We start from the raw sequence: 18,968 nt of genomic DNA, 5'->3' as shown, positions 1-18,968 counted from the left end.
TCACTCTCTTACCTAACCCTCTTTTACGTATGAAAAAGCTCTGCTTACTCATTGGAATGCTGCTGGCGCTGGGCACGGCCAGCCAAGCGGGTTCCGGTGTCACCACCATCACCACCGACCACGGCGCGGCTATTGCAGCCCGCGCGACCAAACTTTCGCGCTCCATGGCCAGTGCCATGCAGTTGGACGAAGGGCAGTATCTCAAAATCAAAAAGCTCAACACCCGGATGCTCATTGCCGTGGATGACCTGAAGTCGCGCTATGCCGCCGACCCTGAGATACTCGACCAGCAGTTGGCAGATGCCCAACAGCAGTATGAGCAGGCGCTAGCCGATTTGTTGCGCCCCCGGCAGTTGGCCTTGTATCAGGAAGCCCAAACGAACATGACTGCCCTGAGCATTATGGCCAACTAACACAAGCCACTCCAGTCAACTGTCAAAAGCACCTGCGCGAGTAGGTGCTTTTGTATTTTTATAACATTAACAAAATAAGTTGTCACTATTCACTGGAATACGATTGGATATTATTATCTTTGGTCAAGATTAAGTAGGGGAATTCAAATAATGCGTTCCTTCATTTTTTCCTGCCTCTGTTTACTTGTCTGCACCTATAGCCCTTACAGCCAATGCGTACTTCTATTCACTCCGCTTGTGCCGTGCTGCTGCTATGCGGTGGCAGTCTTTTGTCAGGCTGCATGAACACGGCCGGTGACTCGCCCATCAGTCGGCAGGCTACTACTATCAGTCGCTCATTTGCGGATGAGGGCCAGTTGAATGAGGGACAGTATAAGCGTGTGCGCAGCCTGAGCATTCGGATGATGCGGGAAGTAGCGCGGGTACAGATGCACGCTGGCTCTCCTCTGGAAAATGAAAATCAACTGGCCCGGATTCAGGCTGGCTATGAAGCACAGCTGGCATCCATCCTGATGCCTGACCAAATGGCCCGCGTGCAGCCGCTGATGCCCCAACTAGCCGTACTGAATAGCCAAACCGTAGCTGCCCGCTAGCACTCAACAAGCATAAGTTATAAGCCATAAAAAAAGGCTACCCGTACCGGGTAGCCTTTTTATTGCCTAAGCAACGCTTAGCGCTGCTCAATGGGCGTATAGTCGCGGTCCAGCTCGCCGGTGTACACCTGGCGTGGGCGACCGATAGGCTCCTTGTTTTCGCGCATTTCTTTCCACTGGGCAATCCATCCGGGCAGGCGGCCCAGGGCAAACATCACCGTAAACATTTCGGTGGGAATGCCGATGGCTTTGTAGATGATGCCGGAGTAGAAGTCAACGTTCGGATACAGCTTGCGCTCAATGAAATACGGATCAGTAAGGGCAGCTTGCTCCAGCTCCTGTGCAATCTTCAGCAGCGGGTCACTGATGCCTAGGGCGGTCAGTACTTCGTCGGCGGCTTTTTTGATGATTTTGGCGCGCGGGTCGAAGTTCTTGTACACACGGTGACCGAAGCCCATCAAACGGAACGGGTCGTTCTTGTCCTTGGCTTTTGCAATGAACTTGCTCGTGTCGCCACCGTCGCGCTGGATGGCTTCCAGCATTTCAACCACTTCCTGGTTGGCACCGCCGTGCAGCGGGCCCCACAGGGCGTTGATGCCGGCCGAAACCGAACCATAAAGCGAGGCATTGGCCGAGCCTACCAAGCGCACCGTGGAGGTAGAGCAGTTCTGCTCGTGGTCGGCGTGCAGGATAAGCAGCTTGTTGATGGCGCGCACGACTACCGGGTTGATTTCGTACTTCTCCGTGGGGAAGCTGAACATCATGTACAGGAAGTTGGCGGCATAGTCGAGGTCGTTCCGCGGGTAGTTCAGCGGGTGCCCCATGTTGTTTTTGTAGGTCCAGGCGGCAATGGTGGGCAGCTTGGCCATCAGCCGAATCACATTCAGGTCAATGTTCTCCTTGCTCAGATCCGGCGACACGCTTTCGGGGTAGAAAGCGGTAAGCGCGCAGATCAGGCTGCTCAGGATGGCCATGGGATGGGCTGCCGAGGGAAAACCGTCGAAAATCTTGCGCACGTCTTCGTGCACCAGCGTGTGCTTGGTTATCTGGTTGCTGAACTCGTCGAGCTCCGCCTGGGTAGGCAGCTTGCCGTAGATCAGCAGATAGGCCACTTCCAGGAAGCTGGACTGCTCGGCCAATTGCTCGATGGGGTAGCCCCGGTAGCGCAGAATGCCCTCTTCACCGTCAAGAAAGGTGATGGCGCTTTTGGTGGCGCCGGTGTTTTTGTAGCCCGAGTCGATGGTTATATAACCAGTCTGGTCGCGCAGCTTGGCAATATCAATTGCCTTTTCGTGCTCGGTGCCTTCGATGACGGGGAAGGAGTACGATTTCCCATCAAGGATAATCTCAGCAGACTCTGCCATAAGCGTGTATTAGGGTGGATGCGGGGCGAAAGTAAAGAATTACCGGCAGGCCGGAAAGCCCGACCCGAAAGCCGGACATTATACTACCGCCAACCGGGGGTAGAAGTTCGGCTCGAAGCGCAAAATTATTCGCTATGCCGATAATTAAGCGAAACGCCCGAAAGTTGTTGCTAAAAACCTATAGCTCACGCTGGCGGACCCGGCTATTTCCCGATACAGAACTGGGTGAAGATGCTGGTCAGCAAGTCGTCGGTGGATATTTCGCCGGTGATTTCGCCCAGGTAAGCCAATGCGCGACGCAGGTCGGCGGCCAGCAACTCCGTGCCGTGGTGCGTGCTCAGGCCCAGTAGTACGGCGTCCAGGGCTTCAAGGGACGCTTCCAGGCTGCGGGCGTGGCGCACGTTCGTTACGATGGTAGCCGAGCCGGTGCGGTCGAGGCCTGAGCCGCGTACGTGCCGTAGCAGCGCCTGCTGCAGTTCGGGCAGCCCCTGGCCGGTGGCAGCCGAAATCAGCAGGGTGTCGGGTTGGGAAAAAGCGGCTGCTTCCGCCGTACTTATCTGGTCGAACTTGTTACCCACGGCCAGCGTGGGAATGCGGCCCTCGGGGTTTAGCTCGGCCAGCTCGGCGGCTACTTCGGCGGGCGTTGTGGCCGTCAGGTCGAACAGATACAAAAGCAGCGCCGCCTGCCGCACCCGCTGCCGGGTACGCTCCACGCCAATGGACTCCACCACGTCGGTGGTTTCGCGCAGGCCAGCCGTGTCCACAAACCGAAACCGGATGCCTTCGATGCTTACTTCATCCTCGATAAAGTCGCGGGTTGTGCCGGGCACCGCCGAAACGATGGCGCGTTCCTCGTTCAGCAAAGCGTTCAGCAGGGTTGATTTACCCGCGTTGGGCTTGCCGGCAATAACAGTCGTTACGCCGTTTTTGATGACGTTGCCCAGCTCAAAGGAGCGCAGCAGCTGCCGGATGACGGTTTGCAGCTCCTGCAGCAGGCGGGTGAGGCCGGTGCGGTCGGCAAATTCTACGTCTTCTTCCCCAAAATCCAGCTCCAGCTCCAGCAACGACGCAAACTGCACCAGCCGGGCACGCAGGTCCTTCAGCTCCCGGGAAAAGCCGCCGCGCATCTGCTGCATGGCCACCTGGTGCGAGAGGGCCGAGTCGGCGGCAATAAGGTCAGCTACGGCCTCGGCCTGGGCCAGGTCGAAGGCACCGTGCAGGAAGGCACGCTTGGTAAACTCCCCGGCCTCGGCTAGGCGGGCCCCACGGCGCACCAGCGCGGCCAGCACCTGCTGCACAATGTAGTCGGAGCCGTGGCAGCTGATTTCCACCACATCCTCCCGAGTGTAGGAGTGCGGCCCCCGAAACAGGGAAACCACCACCTCATCCAGAATGCGGCCCTCGTCGCGCAGGGTGCCGTAGTGCAGGGTATGGCCCGGTTGCTCGTGCAGGCGCTTGCCCGCGAAAAGGCCGTCGGTGAGCTGGATGGCCTGCGGACCCGAGAGGCGCAGCACCGCAATGGCGCCCGCGCCGGGCGGCGTGGACAAGGCCACAATGGTATCGGAAAGAGCGGGAGGCAGCAACGGTGAAATGGTGAAATGGTGTAATGGTAAAATGCTGCGTTTGATGTTCTTTCTGCGCCGCTTGCGCTAATTGCGCGAGTAGAACGTCAAACGCACTATTCCACCAGCTCACCGTTTAAAGCGAGACGAACAGGTTGCGGGAAACCTCGGCAGAAATATGCTGGCGGCGGGAGTTGTCGATGTTGACTTCCAGAGAGTTATCAAACTCGGTCTTATCCAGTACTTCAAGTCGGGAGCCCAGCCGTAATCCTACCTTGTCGAGGTACTGCAGGAAGGGTACGGCGGTGTTGCGCACGGCCACCACGGTGCCGGCTTCGCCCAGGGCAAGGTCGGCCACGAGGCGGTGGCGGGTGCGGTGAACGGAGCCGTCGGCGGCCGGGATAGGGTCTCCGTGGGGGTCGGTCTGCGGAAAGCCCAGAAACTCATCGAGGCGCTGCACCAGGAGCGGCGACTGGATGTGCTCCAGCTCCTCGGCCACCTCATGCACCTCGTCCCAGGTGAAGCCCAGCTGCTGCACCAGAAACACTTCCCAGAGCCTATGCTTGCGGATAGTGAGCAAGGCCACCCGCCGGCCCTCCGGCGTGAGCGACACGCCCCGGTAGCGCTGGTAGTTGAGCAGGCCTTTCTCACTTAGCCGCCGCAACATATCCGTCACCGAGGCAGGCCGTGTCTGCAGCACCTCCGAGATGCTGTTGGTCGTCACGTCGGCGCCCGGCGTGGTTTCCGCCAGCTTGTAAATGGCTTTCAGGTAGTTCTCCTCGGTGTAGCTGGGCATGTATGGGAATTAATAATTAAGAATTAATAATTGCAGGTGGCGGTGTGCTTTTACCTGCAGAATGAGCCTCGAAGGCACATTCTTACTTACTAATTCTTAATTCTTAATTAAAAATCTACCACTTCACCAGCGCCGAAGCCCATGTGAAGCCGGAGCCGAAGGCGGCCAGGCACACCAGGTCGCCGCGCTTGATGCGGCCTTCCTGCACGGCTTCGCTCAAGGCAATGGGAACGGAGGCGGCCGTGGTGTTGCCGTAGCGCTGAATGTTGCTGAACACCTTGTCTTCGCTCAAGCCCAGCTTCTGGCCCACGTACTGGGTGATGCGCAGGTTGGCTTGGTGCGGAATCAGCATGTCGATGTCCTGGGCCTGGTAGCCGTTCTGGTCGAGGGCTTCCTTGATAACCTCGGGAAAGCGCGTAACGGCGTGCTTGAACACCTGCTGGCCGTTCATGTACGGGTACATGTCCTCGGGCTTGTCGAGCACAACCTGCACGCGGTTGTCGCGGTTGGAGCCCGGCTCCCGGGTAATCAGCTCCTCGGCAAACTCGCCCTGGGAGTGCAGGTGCGTGCTCAGGATACCGCGGTTTTCGTCGGTGCTGCGGCGCAAAAGCACGGCCCCGGCGCCATCCCCGAAAATAACCGATACGGCCCGGCCACGGGTGCTTTTATCGAGCCCCGAGGAGTGAATTTCGGAGCCCACCACCAGCGCCGTTTCGTACATGCCGGTTTTGATGAACTGATCGGCCATGCTCAGCGCGTAGATAAAGCCCGAGCACTGGTTACGCACGTCGAAGGCCGGAATATGCGCCTTGATGCCCAACTCGCGCTGCAGCAGAACCCCGGAGCCGGGGAACAGGTAATCGGGGGAGAGCGTGGCGAAAACGATAAGCTGAACATCGTCGGGCTGCAGGCCGGCCATTTCCAGAGCCTTGCGGGCCGCGTTGGCGCCCATATTGGCCGTGGTGTCCTTGCCTTCCTCAAACCAGCGCCGCTCCCGGATGCCGGTGCGTTCCTGAATCCACGCGTCGGTGGTTTCCATGAGCTGTTCGAGGTCGGCGTTGGGCACTACGCGGTCGGGCACATAATGGCCGACGCCGGCAATTTCGCTGCGGTGAAGAGTAGACATAAAAGGAGAGGGGGGATTTAGCGGGAAAAAGAGCGCGAAAGGGCGGAAGTTAGAAAACTTTCTGCCTTGGCGCATAAACGGGCCGCAAAGGTCGGCAGTTACCGGATAGAATCCAGTAGCGCCAAAAGCTTTTGCTCTTCGCTGTGCCAAAAAACTTCCGCCGGAACACCCTGGGAATAGAAAGCGTGCCGCAGCAGGTCATTTTTCACCTGCTCAATAGTAGCCGATGAAGTGTCAGCGAAATCTACTGCCAGTCCGGCTTGATGCTGCGCAATGAACTGCTGCCAGAGCGGATTACGAGGGATGAGTACTGGCAGGGCGTGGGCCAGGTATTCAAACAGCTTGGTGGGTACGCAGCGCCAGAAACTGGGATGCTCCCGGTAGGGCAACAGGCCCAAATGGCTGCGCCGGATGGCCTGGATAATGCGCCCGTGCGGCACCGGCTCGGCTCCGCCCACCAGCTCCACCGCCCCGCCCGATTCGGCGGCCAGCGCCTGCAGCTGGGTCAGCAAGGCCGGGTGCTGGCAAAACCCGATGATGGTGAGCCGGGTGCCCGGCCAAACCAGCCGCAGGGCCCGCGCAAATTCCACGGCTGCCAGCACCCCGTTCAGCTCCGAGATAGTGCCGGAGTACAGCAGCTCCAGCGGCTGGTTCGGCGCCAGATGTACAGGCGTAGAGCGCAGCAACTCGGGGCCGGGGGGCTGGTACTTGTTTTCCAGAATGAGGGTACGGGCCGGGGTAGCGAAAGGCAGCTCTTCGGCGTAGCTTTCCTCCGCCAGAATCACCTTTTCGGCAGCAGTGGCGGCCAGGGTTTCCAGCCCCCGCACGGCGGTGGCCAGTAGCCCGCGTACCGCGGCTGGGTACACGTGCTGGGTGCGGATGTTGAGGGCAAAATTCTCCTGCACATCATACACAAAGCGCCGCTCCTTGCCCAGCCAGTGCCACAGCAGCGTGAGCGGCAGCAGCTCCGGCGCGTGCACTACCACCAGCCCCGGCCGCAGGCGCCGCAGCAGCTGCCAGTAGCGCCCCTGCGCCCGCAGCCGCGCCCAACTCAGACGGGAGCCGGCCAGCAGACTGTGCGTATGTAGATTGGCTGGCTTGGGTTGCGGTGCCGGAGCCTGACGGCCGGCTACGTGCACCTGCACCTGGGGAAGCCGGGCCAGGGTGCGACCAAACTTCTCGTACATGCGCGTATCGTCCAGCGGCTTGAGCACGGAGGCCAGCAAAATCGTGCGGGGTGGCTGCATAGTGACCACGAAGATGGTAAGTTTGGGGCGAAATGACGGAATAGTTACCTGTCAGAAGAGTTGACTTGCTGGATGCTTACAGCACTGTAAGCATCCAGACAGATAACCACGCAATCTGCCAACCAAGCGCCATTCAACCATCCAGCCAGATAACCATTCAAACCAACCATGACCAACCTGCAAGCCACCATAGAAGCTGCCTGGAACGACCGGAGCCTGCTCCAGCAATCCGCTACCGTTGAGGCCATCAACACCACCATCGAGGAGCTGGACAAGGGCCGCCTGCGCGTAGCCGAGCCCCGCGGCGATGACTGGCAGGTAAACGACTGGGTAAAGAAAGCCGTCATCCTTTACTTTCCCATCCGCCAGATGGAAACCCTGGAAGTAGGCCCCTTCGAGTTCCGCGACAAAATGCTGCTCAAGACCGACTACGCCGGTCAGGGAGTGCGCGTGGTGCCGCCCGCTGTGGCCCGCTACGGGGCCTACCTGGCCTCCGGCGTCATTCTGATGCCCAGCTACGTGAACATTGGCGCCTGGGTAGGCGAGGGCACGATGGTGGACACCTGGGCCACCGTGGGCTCCTGCGCTCAAATTGGGGCCGGTGTGCACCTAAGCGGGGGCGTAGGCATCGGGGGCGTGCTGGAGCCGGTGCAGGCCGCGCCGGTTATCATTGAGGATGGAGCTTTTATCGGTTCGCGCAGCATTCTGGTAGAGGGCTGCCGCGTGGGCCGTGAGGCCGTTATCGGGGCGGGCGTAACCATCACGGGCAGTACCAAAATTATCGACGTGACGGGTGCAGAGCCTAAGGAGTACAAAGGCTACGTGCCGGCCCGCTCCGTGGTCATTCCGGGCTCCTACGCCAAGCAGTTTGCGGCCGGCGAGTACCACGTGCCCTGCGCCCTCATCATCGGCCAGCGCAAGCCCAGCACGGATTTGAAAACCAGCCTGAATGACGCGCTCAGAGACTTCGGGGTAAGTGTTTAGCTTTAGCTAGCCAGAATGGTGGAATTTCGCCTGCGCTATCAACCTATACTTCGTAACTGGCTGCTGCTAAACTTGGTTGTGGCCTGTATTCTGGCGGCGGTGCCTTTCGTAATTCGTTACGCAGAGAATTTGCCGCTCAGCAACTGGCTGAGCCTGTTGATAATAATAAACACAGGCTATATAGCGCGGTTTATGCTACAGGCCCCACCAATTGTTATCCAGATTAATAGAGCGGCGGGTACTGTGCAGTATTATAGTTTTTTTCGCAGTAAGCCAGTAACTCTGGAATATCAACGGGTACGTGGCGCATATACCATGAAGCGTGGGAATCATGGCAGTTTGGTTAAAGGAGGGTGGCTGTTGCAGAACCCGGGTTCGTACAGGGAAGATGCAAGGCAAGAAGCCGTTTCTCGACAAAGAGGTGACCCACTTTCGGCTCAGTGAGCGGGTGCCGCGCCATAATCTGTACCGCCGGCTGGCCGAGCTCGTCGACTGGTCGTTTCTCTACGACGAGACCCGGACGCTGTACAGCCACACAGGCCAGCCCTCTTTGGACCCGGTCGTGTTCTTCAAGCTCGTGCTGGTGGGCCGGCTGGAAAACCTGGTCAGCGACCGCCGCCTGGTCGAACACTGCGCCCTGCGGCTCGACATCTTGTTGTTTCTGGGCTACGAGGTGGACGAGGAATTGCCCTGGCATTCCACGGTGAGCCGCACGCGGCAGCTCTTTCCGGCCGCGGTCTTCGAGCGCCTGTTCGACCACGTCTTTGCCCAGTGCGTGGCCCGGGGCCTGGTCGCCGGCGACACGCAGGCCGTCGACTCGGCGCCCGTCAAGGCCAATGCTTCCTTGGAAACGGTGCTGGAAAAGAGGACAACGGGTGTCAAAAGTCCCTTTCTGGCCACGGACGAGGCGGCTACCGCGCCGGCTGCGTCCGTGGTGACGGCTCCGGCCCACCAGCTGCGCAACCTGGCCGCTCACCAGGCCCGGCTCGCCACCCACTCCAGCGTACCCGGCGCGCAGCACGAAAAAGCCCGCTTGCTCAGCAACAAGACCCACTACAGCCCCACCGACCCCGACGCGCGCATCTCCATCAAGCCCGGCAAAGCCCGGGCCCTGAACTACCTCTGCAGCCTGGCCGTGGACACGGCTAAGGGCGTGATCAGCCACGTGCAGGCCGATTTCGCCGATAGTCGCGACAGCCTGCACCTACCCCGCTTACTCACCGGCCTGCAGCAACGGTTACGGTCCCAGCAGCTGCGCATGCAGGAGCTGCTGGCCGATGCGGGCTACGCCAACGGCACCAACTACGCCCTGCTCGAAGCCCAGCAGGTGACGGCCTGGATCCCGGTTTTTGGCCGCTATAAGGCCGCTATCGAGGGCTTTACCTACCGGGCCTCAACCGATGACTACACCTGTGCCGCCGGCAAGGTCCTCTCGTTTCGTAAGTACGACACCTCGGCTGACGGCACCGGGCTGAAGATCTACTGGGCCACCTGCTCGGACTGCCAGCAGTGCCCGCTCAAGCCCACCTGCGTGCCCGGGGCCAAGCGCAAGCAGCTCACCCGCACGCTCTACGACGAGCCGTACCGCCGGGCCTGGCAGCGCCAGCAAAGCCGCCGGGGCCAACACATGCGCCGGGTGCGCCAGGGCACGGTGGAGCCCGTCTTCGGGAATCTGCTCCATCACTACGGCCTACGCCGGATGAACGTGCGCGGCCAGGCCGGAGCCCACAAGACGATGCTGCTCACGGCCGTAGCCTACAACCTGAAAAAGCTGCTTAAGTACCGGCCCAACCGGCAAGTGAGCCTGACCATGGCCCTGCCACAGCCATTACTGGCCGCTGCCAGGCGCTAGTATAGCTCAACTGCCCGACCTTGACGCACAGATGGAAACTCGCACAGTAACGGGCTGGAAAAAGAGCCGAACGAAACGAGTTCTGCAACAGCCACGAGGGTCATTACTATACGATGGGGATGAGCATTTCTTTATTGAATACGATTGGACAGGATGGTCAGAAGCTCAATTGGCCGCTATGCATCAGTTGCTAAGACCAGTGCTACCAGAATAAAAAAAGCCCGCTGATTAAGCGGGCTTTTTTTTGTTGTAAAAAAGAGGGCCGGCTTATACCGCCTCGCGTAATTTATCCCCGAACACGGTCTTTACTTTATCTACTTTGCTTTTCACCACAAACTGGCAGTAGGGCTGGGAGCCGTTCAGGTTGTAGTAGTTCTGGTGGTAGTTCTCGGCGGGGTAGAACACCTTCAGGGGCAGGATTTCGGTGGTGATGGGGCCGTTGAAGGCGTTGGCGGCGGTGAGCTTCTGCTTGTAGGCTTCGGCCAGGTGCTGCTGCTCCTCGTTTTGGGTGTAGATGCCCGAGCGGTACTGGGTGCCCACGTCGTTGCCTTGCTGGTTGAGGGTGGTAGGGTCGTGGGTTTTCCAGAAGATTTCCAGCAGCTCCTCGTAGCTGATAACGGCCGGGTCGAAGGTGATTTGAATAACCTCGTTGTGGCCCGTGAGGCCGCTGCACACTTCCTTATAGGTAGGGTTAGCAATGCGTCCGCCGGTGTAGCCCGACACAACTTTCTGCACACCCTTGAGATTCTGAAATACGGCTTCGGTGCACCAAAAGCAGCCGCCGCCAAACGTGGCTTGTTCCATGTAGCTAGGAAAGAGAATTACACTGAAAAAGGATACACTATAAGCGTATTCAGCCTCCGAAGGTTTCACCGGAAAGCTACCCACTGGCCAGCCGGCCGACGCTTACATACCGGCGGCAGATCGTGCCGGCTAATCAGCCAGCGGCTTCCAGGAACGCAAAAGTGCCTGCCGACAACTCGACAGGCACTTCATGATTTGCTGCAAGTCCCGCCTAATAGCCGTGAGGGCCAGTGGGCGGATAGCTGCTTACCGGCGAAACCGTTCGGCTACTACCAGGTCTTTGGAGCCCGGCGTCCAGGCGTAGAAGCCTTCACCCGATTTCACACCTAGCCGGCCGGCCATTACCATGTTTACCAACAGGGGGCAGGGGGCGTACTTGGGGTTGCCGAGGCCCTCGTGCAGCACCCGCAGAATAGCCAGGCACACGTCCAGCCCAATGAAATCGGCCAACTGCAGGGGGCCCATGGGGTGGGCCATGCCCAGCTTCATGACCGTGTCGATTTCCTCTACGCCGGCCACGCCCTCAAACAAGGTAATGATGGCCTCGTTGATCATGGGCATCAGAATGCGGTTGGCCACGAAGCCGGGGTAATCGTTTACCTCCGTGGGCGTTTTGCCCAGCTGCCGCGAGAGGTCCATCACCCGGGTCGTTACTTCATCTGACGTAGCGTAGCCGCGAATGACCTCCACCAGCTTCATCACCGGTACGGGGTTCATAAAGTGCATGCCAATCACCTGGGCGGGGCGCTTGGTGACGGCCGCAATTTTGGTGATGGAAATAGAAGACGTATTAGAGGCCAGAATGGCGCCGGCCGGAGCGTGCTGGTCCAGCTCCCGGAAGATGTTGAGCTTCAATTCCACGTTTTCGGTGGCGGCTTCTACCACCACATCGGCCTGGGCTACGCCCTCAGCCAAGCTGGTATAGGTCGTGATGCGGCCCAACGTGGCGCCCTTGTCGGCTTCCGATAAGGTGCCTTTAGCTACCTGCCGCTCGAGGTTTTTGCCAATGGTGGCCAGGGCCCGGTCGAGCGCCGATTGATTGATGTCGATAAGCGCCACGGGAAACCCGTGTTGGGCAAAAACGTGGGCAATGCCATTGCCCATGGTGCCCGAGCCAATAACGGCTACATGTTGCATACGAAAAACAGGTTGGGTGGGAAGCGCGGGCCACTAACGGTCCACGCCCGCAAAGCTAGCCGGAAATCCGGCGGGGTCAACTACCATCCTGCGCCCGGGTCACGCCTGGTGGGCAAGCCAAGGGAAAGAAAAAACTGCTGTCAACTCTGGCAACGCCAATCAGTTTCCCTAGGTGCGGCAGCCGGCCGGCTAAGAATTTTCCTATCGATTTATATCCTTTTCCAAATACCCCCGTACAAAACCGCAAATCACCTTACCAGCGTTTTTGTTTAAACAAAATCTGGCAGTAGGGTGGTGGTTTCTCTCCTCTCCAATTTCCAACCACATTTCACCTTCACCACCATGGGTAATCTGCTGTATATCATTGCCGTCATCCTGATCATCATCTGGGCCCTCGGCTTCTTCGGCATTCTGGGCACGGGCATTCAGGGCAACAACCTGATTCACATCCTGCTGGTTATTGCCATCATCGCCGTAGTGCTGCGCCTAATCCGCGGTGGCCGGGTGTAGATACTCAGGCTTCTCATAACAAAAAGGGCTGCTCCATACCGGAGCAGCCCTTTTTGTTATAGGCTAAAGAGTGCTATTTCAGGTCGAACAGAAAGCAGAAACGAATGACAGGCTGGCCGTAAACTTTGTATAGCCCATCGTTGAAGTTATAGAGCAGTAGAATATCACCGGCGGCCCTATCACCAAACTGCTGGCGGTAGCCAGCGCCCAGCAACGGGGTGGAAACTGTGTGTTTCTCTGTGTAGGGACCACCCAGATAGATAGTCTCAGGAGTAGTTTCGGCAAATGTGACCTCATACTCGCCGTGCGCAAAAAACTGGTCAATGACCCGATATTGCGCGAAGACTTTCACGCCGTAGCTGTTGGTGCTGATGTTTTTCGGGAAGCCTTGCTGTACATAGCCACGCTCCAAGCCGTAGTTATTGTAAGCATAGCTAACCCCGGGGCCAATGGAAAATCTATCGGAAACCCGGTAGCCAATGGCCGGCGACAGGCTGAAGTTAAACTGGCTGCCGAAGCCGCCAGAGTTACTATAGCCCAGCCCGAAGTTGGAGTACAGAAAAAACTTACGGGGTACCTGCGGAGCCTGTACCTCGGGCCGGGTGCCAGGCTGCGGAGCCGGTATGTCCTCGGAGGCACGCGGCGTGGGCTCAGCGGGCGTATACACCGGGGCGGGTGTAGCAGGCTGCCGGGTCGGGGCCGGTGGGGCCGTGTTCAGCTCGGGCTTGGCCGTCTGGGTGCTGTCGGTGGTTTGGGCGCGCACGGCCGGGGCCAGCCACAGGCTGGCCCCCCGAGGGAAAGCAAAAGCAGGAGTTGTTTCATAGCGGGGCTACAACGCGCCTACGATACAAGTTGGTACATGCGCTGGCGCTGAGTTTTGATGTTCTCGTCGGCCAGGTACTCCTCGTAATGCATGCGCCGGTCGATGATGCCGGTGGGCGTGAGTTCAATGATGCGGTTGGCCACGGTTTCCACTACCTGCAAGTCGTGGGAGGCGAAGATGAGCGTGCCGTTGAACTCCTGCAGGGAGTTGTTGAGGGCCGTAATGCTTTCCAGGTCGAGGTGGTTCGTGGGGTCGTCGAGCACCAGCACGTTGCCGCTTTCCATCATAATCTTGGAAAGCATGCAGCGCACCTTTTCGCCCCCGCTCAGCACGTTGCTTTTCTTCTGCGACTCCTCGCCTGAGAACAGCATGCGGCCCAGGAAGCCCCGGATAAACGACTCGTCCTTCTCGGTGCTATACTGCCGCAGCCAGTCCACCAGGTTCAGATCAGTATCGAAGAACGCCTCGTTTTCCTTGGGAAAGTAGCTGGGCGTGATGGTGGTGCCCCACTTAAACGAGCCGGACTCGGGCTTGGCCTGCTCAAACAGGATGTCGAACAGGAGGGAAGCGGCCCGGTCGTCGCGGCTGATGATGGCCACCTTGTCCTTCTTATCAAGCGCAAACGACACGTTCTTGAAAATCACCTGCCCATCCACCGAGGCGCTCAGGTTGTCTACCGCCAGCAGCTGGTTGCCGGCTTCGCGCTCGGGCTTGAAGGCAATGTAGGGGTACTTGCGCGAGCTGGGCTTGATTTCCTCCAGGGTGAGCTTCTGCAGCAGCTTCTGGCGCGAGGTAGCCTGCTTGGATTTGGAGGCGTTGGCCGAGAAGCGGCGCACAAACTCTTCCAGCTCCTTGCGCTTGTCTTCAGTTTTCTTGTTTACTTCCTGACGCTGGCGCAAAACCAGCTGGCTGCTCTCGTACCAAAACGAGTAGTTGCCGGGGTACATCGTGATTTTGGAGAAGTCCAGGTCGGCCATGTAGTTACACACGGCATCCAGGAAGTGACGGTCGTGGCTAACCACAATCACCGTGTTCTGGAACGAGTCGAGGAAGTTCTCCAGCCACAGCACGGTTTCGGCGTCGAGGCCGTTGGTGGGTTCGTCCAGCAGCAGCACGTCGGGGTTGCCAAACAGGGCCTGGGCCAGCAGCACCCGCACTTTGTCGGAGGTGCCCAGGTCGCTCATCAGGGTGTGATGCTTGTCTTCGCCAATGCCCAGGCCGGACAGCAGCTCGGCGGCTTCGTACTCGGCGTTCCAGCCTTCGAGGTCGGCAAACTCGCCTTCCAGCTCGGCGGCCCGCTCCCCGTCGGCGTCCGTAAAATCAGCCTTGGCGTAGATGGCGTCTTTTTCCTCCATCACCTTCCAAAGGCGCGTGTGACCCATAATCACGGTCTGGAGCACGGGGTAGGCGTCGTAGGCAAACTGGTTCTGCTTGAGCACCGAGAGGCGGGCACCCTTGGGCATATCCACCGCGCCGGTATTGGGCTCAATCTCGCCCGAGAGAATCTTCAGGAACGTGGACTTCCCGGCGCCGTTGGCCCCGATGAGGCCGTACACGTTGCCGGGCATAAACTTGATGGTGACGTCTTCGAACAGGATGCGCTTGCCGTAGCGCAAGCTAACGTTGGTGGTGCTGATCATAAAAAGGCAAGAAGGTCGAATGCGCAGGAAAGCCTACCGGCCCAGCGGCGCGCAAAAGTAAGGAAAAATGCCTGGGCCTCCGTGCGCTAGGGGGCATTTAGCCGGCCGGAAAGCGCCTCGGCGGGGTAGCCCACAGAAAACTACCGGCCGGCACAACTACCCAGGCGGCGGGCTGCGTATAGACGTTGAACAGGCCGGCAACCAGCTGGTACTGAACAAGACAGCGGTCTGCGGGAGTTCCGATGGGCCCATTTTCACTTTTCACTGCTCTTTTTGTTATGGCTGATTTACGCATCACCCCCGAAAACAACGGCGTCCGCTATGGCTTGCTGACGGCCGCTGGCATGGTTCTCTATTTTCTGGTAGCTGGCCTGCTGGGCCTCACTGGCCGCGTGGAGCTGAGCTACCTCAACGTGGTAATACTGGCCGTAGGCATCTGCCTGGCCATTGCCCGCTACCGGCGCTACCGCCACGACCGGATGCCCTACCTGCACGGATTCGGCACAGGCATCATCACGGCCATTGTGGCTTCGGTGGCATTTGGGTTCTTTTTCCTGGCCTATGCTGTTCTCAACCCCGGCCTGGTAGAGCAGCTACGCACCACCGACCTATTCGGGGCAGATCTGTCGATAACCATCTGCTTTCTGGCCATTCTGCTGCAGGGCGCTATGTCGGGCGTTATCATCTCTCTGGTAGCAATGCAATACTTCAAAAGCCCCGACCACATGCCCATGCAGGGAGTGGAGTAGATGGCAAAAAAACAGCAGGAAAGCCTGTTTCAAAAGCCAGTGGCGTATGGAGCGGGCTTTTGTACGACTACCGTTTTATAGGATAAGGCACAGGCGAACGTAACGGCTATATATTTTAATAGTATTTTATCTTCTATTTATTGAAAATAAGTTATAACTTGAAGGAACGAAACCCGTGTAACGGCCGGTTTCTACGGTATTCATAAACCAGTCTGCGCATCCTGCAGCTTCTTTGTATACACTACCCGGCTATGACACGCACTTTACTAACGCTTCTGTTGAGCTTTGTTTCACTGGCTCCCGCAGCGGCCCAGGCCGGCGACCAGGTGGTGGAACTACCTTGCCCGCTGGCATCCGTGCGCACGGCCGTACGCAGCCGCGTCATCACCCGCGACCTAAGCCAGAGCCTCCATCTCACGCAAGCCCAGCAGGTGCGCATGCATGTGCTTTACCTCACCATGGTAGCCCGCCAGGATGAGCTGCAATGGCACTACGGGGGCGACCCGGAGCAGCTGCGTCTCCAAAGCCAGGCCTTGGACACGTACTATGAGCAGGAATGCCGCAAGATTCTGCGGCCCGCCCAGGTAGAGCAGCTGCTGCAGGCCAGTTATCCGGCTTCCGGAGAGCCAGCTACTATCAGCGAAGACACCCGAGGCTAGTCTCCGCGAACTTACTGGTGCGCTACCGGCAGTAGCACTTCCGAAACTAACCCCAGCGGGTCGAAACGCAAGCTTAGTTTGGCTGCCTGTGACCGGGGGTGTCCAGCCTCACACTGCGCGCCCGGCCGCAGATAATAGATGTACACCTTCTCAGTCTGGGCCGAAAGCTCTACTTCATCGGGCCGACCCAGGAGCTTGTCAATGGCATCGGTGTGGACGCCGTACAGCGCTTCGCGGTTTTTCTGGAGCACCGTCAACTGGCTGGCGCGCGTGTCGTTGCAGGCGTACGGGTCTGAGCGCCAGGTAGCTGCCTCGAAGCCCGGCAGGGAGGCCGCTTGGTGGCTGCAGCCAGCTAGCAGCAAAGCCGAAGCAAAAAAACGGCGCGACAAACTTGCATACGGAACCAGGGCGAAGGGCAGGGCGTTGGGAGCACGCCGTAAAACTACTAATTTGGCAGTAGTACCAGCCTTGCAGGGCCGGTGGCAGTAGTTTAGGAGCAACCAGAATGAAGCGTATGAAAGGACTGTTGCGCAGGGTTAGTGGGCTGATGCTGGGAGTGATAAGTGTGCTGGGAGCAGAAGCCGCTGTGGCCGCCCCGCCTCGGGCGGGCGGCAATCCACGCAGCGTACAGCTTAGTGAAGTGCAGCGCGCATTCTACCAGACGGCGTTTGAGCAGGAAGTATTGCGCACCTACACGGCCGCCCGCCTTTCCCTTACCGGTCTGCGGCCTGATGTATACCGCAAGGCGCTGCTGGGCTACTACAATCTGCAGCAGCACGGCTCCGCTGCTGCCGGCGCGCCCCTCACCATCATCGATTTCAACCTGCCCAGCCGCCAGAAGCGTCTGTGGGTAATTGACGTGCGCCAGAACCGGCTGTTGCACCACACGCTGGTAGCGCACGGCAAAAACACCGGTGAAGATCTTGCCCGGACATTTTCTAACCGCAACGGCTCCGAGATGAGCAGCCTGGGCTTTTACGTAACGGGCCAGCCATACACTGGCAAGCACGGCCTGTCGCTAAAGCTGCACGGGATGGACGACGACTACAACTCCCACGCCGCCGACCGGGCCGTAGTGGTCCACGGCGCCGATTACGTGAGTGAGGCCTTTGTGCGTCAGCACGGTCGGCTGGGACGCAGCCAGGGCTGCCCGGCCCTGCCCGTAACTGAGGCGCCGCGGATTATTCGTGCCATTCAGGCGGGCTCAGTGGTGTTTGCGCACGCTCCGCAAAACGTTTCTTATGCTTCGGCCTGGCTGACCCTGGACTCGGCTCTGTACGGCTTTGCGCGGGCCAAAGGCCTGCAGGTAGTGGGCTGATGTATGTGCCAAAACCAAGTGCAGAAGCATAACAAAGGCCCTTCGGATTCAGTATCCGAAGGGCCTTTGTGGTATGAGTAAGTACGCAGCCGGTTACTTCATCAGGACCGGTCGCCGGTCGCTTTTACCAGGTTGATGCCGGCAAAGAAGAAAATCAGTCCGACTACGAAGGGTACGATGGAGTTCATTTTGCCCAGCGTCACCCCGGCAACCTGCATGAAGCCCAGCGCCCCGTAGATGATGCCTACAATGCCAAGAATAGTGAGGATGGCGCCAAAAGTGCGTTTCTGATTCATGTGTTCGGAAGAAGACAGGGAAGAAAAGAGGAGAGGAGTATAATGTGGTTTGCCCCCAGGGGCGTCCCGCGCCCTCTACGCAAAACGCGGCCGTAAGGTGACAAGCGGCCGGCCCACAGCCACTGCAACCCTGCTTACGCCTACGCGTTACACTGCAAACCCTGGCCTGCGGGCCAGCGGCGCTTCTCTCTCCCACGCCCCTATTCTCCCTCCATAATGCGCGGCAACCTACGCTACCTCATCGCCCTGATTGTCGGGGGCTTTTCACTGATTACCTACTACTGCAACCGCCAGACGAACCCCGTCACCGGTGAAACGCAGCACGTGAATATGACCACCGACCAGGAAATTGCCCTGGGTTTGCAGGCGGCCCCCGAAATGGCCCAGCAGTACGGCGGTTTGTACCCCGACCAGGAAGCCCAAAACACCATCGACCGGATTGGCAATGCCATTATCCAGGGTTCCCCGGCCGTTCGTTCCCCCTACAAGTTCGACTTTCATTTGCTGGCTGATGACCAGACCATCAATGCGTTTGCGCTGCCCGGCGGGCAGGTGTTCGTGACAGCGGGGCTGGTGAAGCAGCTTAAATCCGAAGGCCAGGTGGCCGGCGTACTGGCCCACGAAATCGGACACGTGATTCAGCGGCACTCAGCCGAGCAGCTGGCCAAGTCGCAGCTCACGCAGGGCCTGGCTGGTGCCGCTGGTATTGCCGCTTACGACTCCGAACGTCCCGGCGGCTCCATTGCCAATGCCGCTATAGCTGCTGCCGTGGCCAAAGTGGTGTCGTTGCGCTTCAGCCGCGAAGACGAGCTGGAAGCCGACCGCGTGGGCGTCGACTATGTATCCGATGCCGGGTACGACCCCCGGGCCCTGCTACAGGTGATGCAGGTGCTGGAGCAAAGCGGCGGCAAAGGCAGCGGCCCGGAGTTTCTGCAGACGCACCCGAACCCCGGCAACCGTACCCAGGAAATTCAGCAGGAAATCCAGACGCGCTTTCCCAATGGCATTCCGGCCGGCCTGAAGCCCTAACTATTCGCCCAAGCGCTGGTATCACTGCTGGCTGGCTCGCTGCCGGCCAGCAGTTTTTGTATCCTC

20 protein-coding genes are annotated in these 18,968 nt (G+C 59.0%); 9 read left to right on the top strand and 11 right to left on the bottom strand.

The window, feature by feature from the left end; translation table 11 throughout:
- The first annotated feature begins 29 nt into the window (after positions 1-29).
- Together LRS06_RS21260 and LRS06_RS21255 are read left to right on the top strand one after the other, a co-directional pair.
- Positions 30-413 carry a hypothetical protein gene (locus LRS06_RS21260; protein WP_257869610.1) on the top strand — a complete coding sequence of 128 codons (384 nt, stop codon included), beginning with the start codon at positions 30-32 and terminating at the stop codon, positions 411-413.
- Between the two features lie 212 nt (positions 414-625).
- Positions 626-1,006 (top strand): hypothetical protein, encoded by a 381-nt coding sequence (locus LRS06_RS21255; protein ID WP_257869609.1) that lies wholly within the window; start codon positions 626-628, stop codon positions 1,004-1,006.
- A gap of 77 nt (positions 1,007-1,083) precedes the next feature.
- On the opposite strand, the gene LRS06_RS21250 is transcribed toward LRS06_RS21255, so the two are convergent.
- The 5 genes from LRS06_RS21250 to LRS06_RS21230 form a co-directional block, all read right to left on the bottom strand.
- Positions 1,084-2,370 (bottom strand): citrate synthase, encoded by a 1,287-nt coding sequence (locus LRS06_RS21250; protein WP_257869608.1) that lies wholly within the window; start codon positions 2,368-2,370, stop codon positions 1,084-1,086.
- Between the two features lie 203 nt (positions 2,371-2,573).
- Positions 2,574-3,953 carry a tRNA uridine-5-carboxymethylaminomethyl(34) synthesis GTPase MnmE gene (gene mnmE / locus LRS06_RS21245; RefSeq protein ID WP_374679411.1) on the bottom strand — a complete coding sequence of 460 codons (1,380 nt, stop codon included), beginning with the start codon at positions 3,951-3,953 and terminating at the stop codon, positions 2,574-2,576.
- A 115-nt stretch (positions 3,954-4,068) separates the two neighbouring features.
- Complete coding sequence (locus LRS06_RS21240; protein ID WP_257869607.1) at positions 4,069-4,728, bottom strand: metal-dependent transcriptional regulator; 660 nt, start codon at positions 4,726-4,728, stop codon at positions 4,069-4,071.
- A gap of 115 nt (positions 4,729-4,843) precedes the next feature.
- Complete coding sequence (locus tag LRS06_RS21235) at positions 4,844-5,854, bottom strand: 3-oxoacyl-ACP synthase III family protein (RefSeq protein WP_257873338.1); 1,011 nt, start codon at positions 5,852-5,854, stop codon at positions 4,844-4,846.
- Between the two features lie 98 nt (positions 5,855-5,952).
- Entirely contained in the window at positions 5,953-7,101 is a 1,149-nt protein-coding gene (locus LRS06_RS21230; protein WP_257869605.1) for a glycosyltransferase, read from the bottom strand.
- 168 nt (positions 7,102-7,269) lie between these two features.
- Between LRS06_RS21230 and LRS06_RS21225 the strand changes: the two genes are divergently transcribed.
- Together LRS06_RS21225 and LRS06_RS21220 are read left to right on the top strand one after the other, a co-directional pair.
- The gene (locus LRS06_RS21225) at positions 7,270-8,085 is read left to right on the top strand and encodes a 2,3,4,5-tetrahydropyridine-2,6-dicarboxylate N-succinyltransferase (protein ID WP_257869604.1); all 816 of its coding nucleotides are present in this window, start codon (positions 7,270-7,272) and stop codon (positions 8,083-8,085) included.
- Positions 8,086-8,473: 388 nt separating this feature from the next.
- On the top strand, positions 8,474-9,937 hold the full coding sequence (locus tag LRS06_RS21220; RefSeq protein ID WP_257869603.1) for an IS1182 family transposase: 1,464 nt from the start codon (positions 8,474-8,476) through the stop codon (positions 9,935-9,937).
- A gap of 267 nt (positions 9,938-10,204) precedes the next feature.
- Here LRS06_RS21220 and msrA read toward each other — a convergent pair whose 3' ends face one another.
- Entirely contained in the window at positions 10,205-10,741 is a 537-nt protein-coding gene (gene msrA, locus LRS06_RS21215; RefSeq protein WP_257873337.1) for a peptide-methionine (S)-S-oxide reductase MsrA, read from the bottom strand.
- 246 nt (positions 10,742-10,987) lie between these two features.
- Positions 10,988-11,878, bottom strand: coding sequence for a 3-hydroxyacyl-CoA dehydrogenase family protein (locus tag LRS06_RS21210; protein WP_257869602.1), 891 nt, complete (start codon positions 11,876-11,878; stop codon positions 10,988-10,990).
- A 342-nt stretch (positions 11,879-12,220) separates the two neighbouring features.
- On the opposite strand from LRS06_RS21210, the gene LRS06_RS21205 reads away from it, so the two are divergent.
- The gene (locus LRS06_RS21205; RefSeq protein ID WP_196955657.1) at positions 12,221-12,388 is read left to right on the top strand and encodes a lmo0937 family membrane protein; all 168 of its coding nucleotides are present in this window, start codon (positions 12,221-12,223) and stop codon (positions 12,386-12,388) included.
- A gap of 73 nt (positions 12,389-12,461) precedes the next feature.
- Here LRS06_RS21205 and LRS06_RS21200 read toward each other — a convergent pair whose 3' ends face one another.
- On the bottom strand, positions 12,462-13,151 hold the full coding sequence (locus LRS06_RS21200) for a hypothetical protein (RefSeq protein WP_257869601.1): 690 nt from the start codon (positions 13,149-13,151) through the stop codon (positions 12,462-12,464).
- A 77-nt stretch (positions 13,152-13,228) separates the two neighbouring features.
- Positions 13,229-14,851, bottom strand: coding sequence for an ABC-F family ATP-binding cassette domain-containing protein (locus LRS06_RS21195; RefSeq protein WP_257873336.1), 1,623 nt, complete (start codon positions 14,849-14,851; stop codon positions 13,229-13,231).
- 278 nt (positions 14,852-15,129) lie between these two features.
- On the opposite strand from LRS06_RS21195, the gene LRS06_RS21190 reads away from it, so the two are divergent.
- Both LRS06_RS21190 and LRS06_RS21185 read left to right on the top strand, forming a co-directional pair.
- Positions 15,130-15,600 (top strand): DUF4199 domain-containing protein, encoded by a 471-nt coding sequence (locus tag LRS06_RS21190; protein WP_257869600.1) that lies wholly within the window; start codon positions 15,130-15,132, stop codon positions 15,598-15,600.
- 251 nt (positions 15,601-15,851) lie between these two features.
- A complete protein-coding gene (locus LRS06_RS21185; protein WP_257869599.1) occupies positions 15,852-16,259 on the top strand; it encodes a hypothetical protein in 408 nt (135 codons plus the stop codon).
- 11 nt (positions 16,260-16,270) lie between these two features.
- Here the strand turns inward: LRS06_RS21185 and LRS06_RS21180 are convergent, their stop codons facing one another.
- Positions 16,271-16,648, bottom strand: coding sequence for a hypothetical protein (locus LRS06_RS21180; protein ID WP_257873335.1), 378 nt, complete (start codon positions 16,646-16,648; stop codon positions 16,271-16,273).
- A 125-nt stretch (positions 16,649-16,773) separates the two neighbouring features.
- On the opposite strand from LRS06_RS21180, the gene LRS06_RS21175 reads away from it, so the two are divergent.
- Complete coding sequence (locus LRS06_RS21175; protein ID WP_257869597.1) at positions 16,774-17,577, top strand: murein L,D-transpeptidase catalytic domain family protein; 804 nt, start codon at positions 16,774-16,776, stop codon at positions 17,575-17,577.
- Positions 17,578-17,678: 101 nt separating this feature from the next.
- Here the strand turns inward: LRS06_RS21175 and LRS06_RS21170 are convergent, their stop codons facing one another.
- Entirely contained in the window at positions 17,679-17,873 is a 195-nt protein-coding gene (locus LRS06_RS21170; RefSeq protein WP_257869596.1) for a hypothetical protein, read from the bottom strand.
- 216 nt (positions 17,874-18,089) lie between these two features.
- On the opposite strand from LRS06_RS21170, the gene LRS06_RS21165 reads away from it, so the two are divergent.
- On the top strand, positions 18,090-18,902 hold the full coding sequence (locus LRS06_RS21165; protein ID WP_257869595.1) for a M48 family metallopeptidase: 813 nt from the start codon (positions 18,090-18,092) through the stop codon (positions 18,900-18,902).
- The last annotated feature ends 66 nt before the right edge of the window (positions 18,903-18,968 follow it).

This window comes from Hymenobacter sp. J193 (genome assembly GCF_024700075.1).
Taxonomy (GTDB): Bacteria; Bacteroidota; Bacteroidia; order Cytophagales; family Hymenobacteraceae; genus Hymenobacter.
This window is presented reverse-complemented; position numbering and strand designations above follow the sequence as displayed.

Bases quoted from the DNA above. Each gene is read 5' to 3' on its own strand.
- LRS06_RS21260 (WP_257869610.1), top strand. From the start codon at position 30: ATGAAAAAGCTCTGCTTACTCATTGGAATGCTGCTGGCGCTGGGCACG.
- LRS06_RS21255 (WP_257869609.1), top strand. From the start codon at position 626: ATGCGTACTTCTATTCACTCCGCTTGTGCCGTGCTGCTGCTATGCGGT.
- LRS06_RS21250 (WP_257869608.1), bottom strand. From the start codon at position 2,370: ATGGCAGAGTCTGCTGAGATTATCCTTGATGGGAAATCGTACTCCTTC.
- LRS06_RS21240 (WP_257869607.1), bottom strand. From the start codon at position 4,728: ATGCCCAGCTACACCGAGGAGAACTACCTGAAAGCCATTTACAAGCTG.
- LRS06_RS21235 (WP_257873338.1), bottom strand. From the start codon at position 5,854: ATGTCTACTCTTCACCGCAGCGAAATTGCCGGCGTCGGCCATTATGTG.
- LRS06_RS21230 (WP_257869605.1), bottom strand. From the start codon at position 7,101: ATGCAGCCACCCCGCACGATTTTGCTGGCCTCCGTGCTCAAGCCGCTG.
- LRS06_RS21225 (WP_257869604.1), top strand. From the start codon at position 7,270: ATGACCAACCTGCAAGCCACCATAGAAGCTGCCTGGAACGACCGGAGC.
- LRS06_RS21220 (WP_257869603.1), top strand. From the start codon at position 8,474: ATGCAAGGCAAGAAGCCGTTTCTCGACAAAGAGGTGACCCACTTTCGG.
- msrA (WP_257873337.1), bottom strand. From the start codon at position 10,741: ATGGAACAAGCCACGTTTGGCGGCGGCTGCTTTTGGTGCACCGAAGCC.
- LRS06_RS21210 (WP_257869602.1), bottom strand. From the start codon at position 11,878: ATGCAACATGTAGCCGTTATTGGCTCGGGCACCATGGGCAATGGCATT.
- LRS06_RS21205 (WP_196955657.1), top strand. From the start codon at position 12,221: ATGGGTAATCTGCTGTATATCATTGCCGTCATCCTGATCATCATCTGG.
- LRS06_RS21195 (WP_257873336.1), bottom strand. From the start codon at position 14,851: ATGATCAGCACCACCAACGTTAGCTTGCGCTACGGCAAGCGCATCCTG.
- LRS06_RS21190 (WP_257869600.1), top strand. From the start codon at position 15,130: ATGGCTGATTTACGCATCACCCCCGAAAACAACGGCGTCCGCTATGGC.
- LRS06_RS21185 (WP_257869599.1), top strand. From the start codon at position 15,852: ATGACACGCACTTTACTAACGCTTCTGTTGAGCTTTGTTTCACTGGCT.
- LRS06_RS21175 (WP_257869597.1), top strand. From the start codon at position 16,774: ATGAAAGGACTGTTGCGCAGGGTTAGTGGGCTGATGCTGGGAGTGATA.
- LRS06_RS21170 (WP_257869596.1), bottom strand. From the start codon at position 17,873: ATGAATCAGAAACGCACTTTTGGCGCCATCCTCACTATTCTTGGCATT.
- LRS06_RS21165 (WP_257869595.1), top strand. From the start codon at position 18,090: ATGCGCGGCAACCTACGCTACCTCATCGCCCTGATTGTCGGGGGCTTT.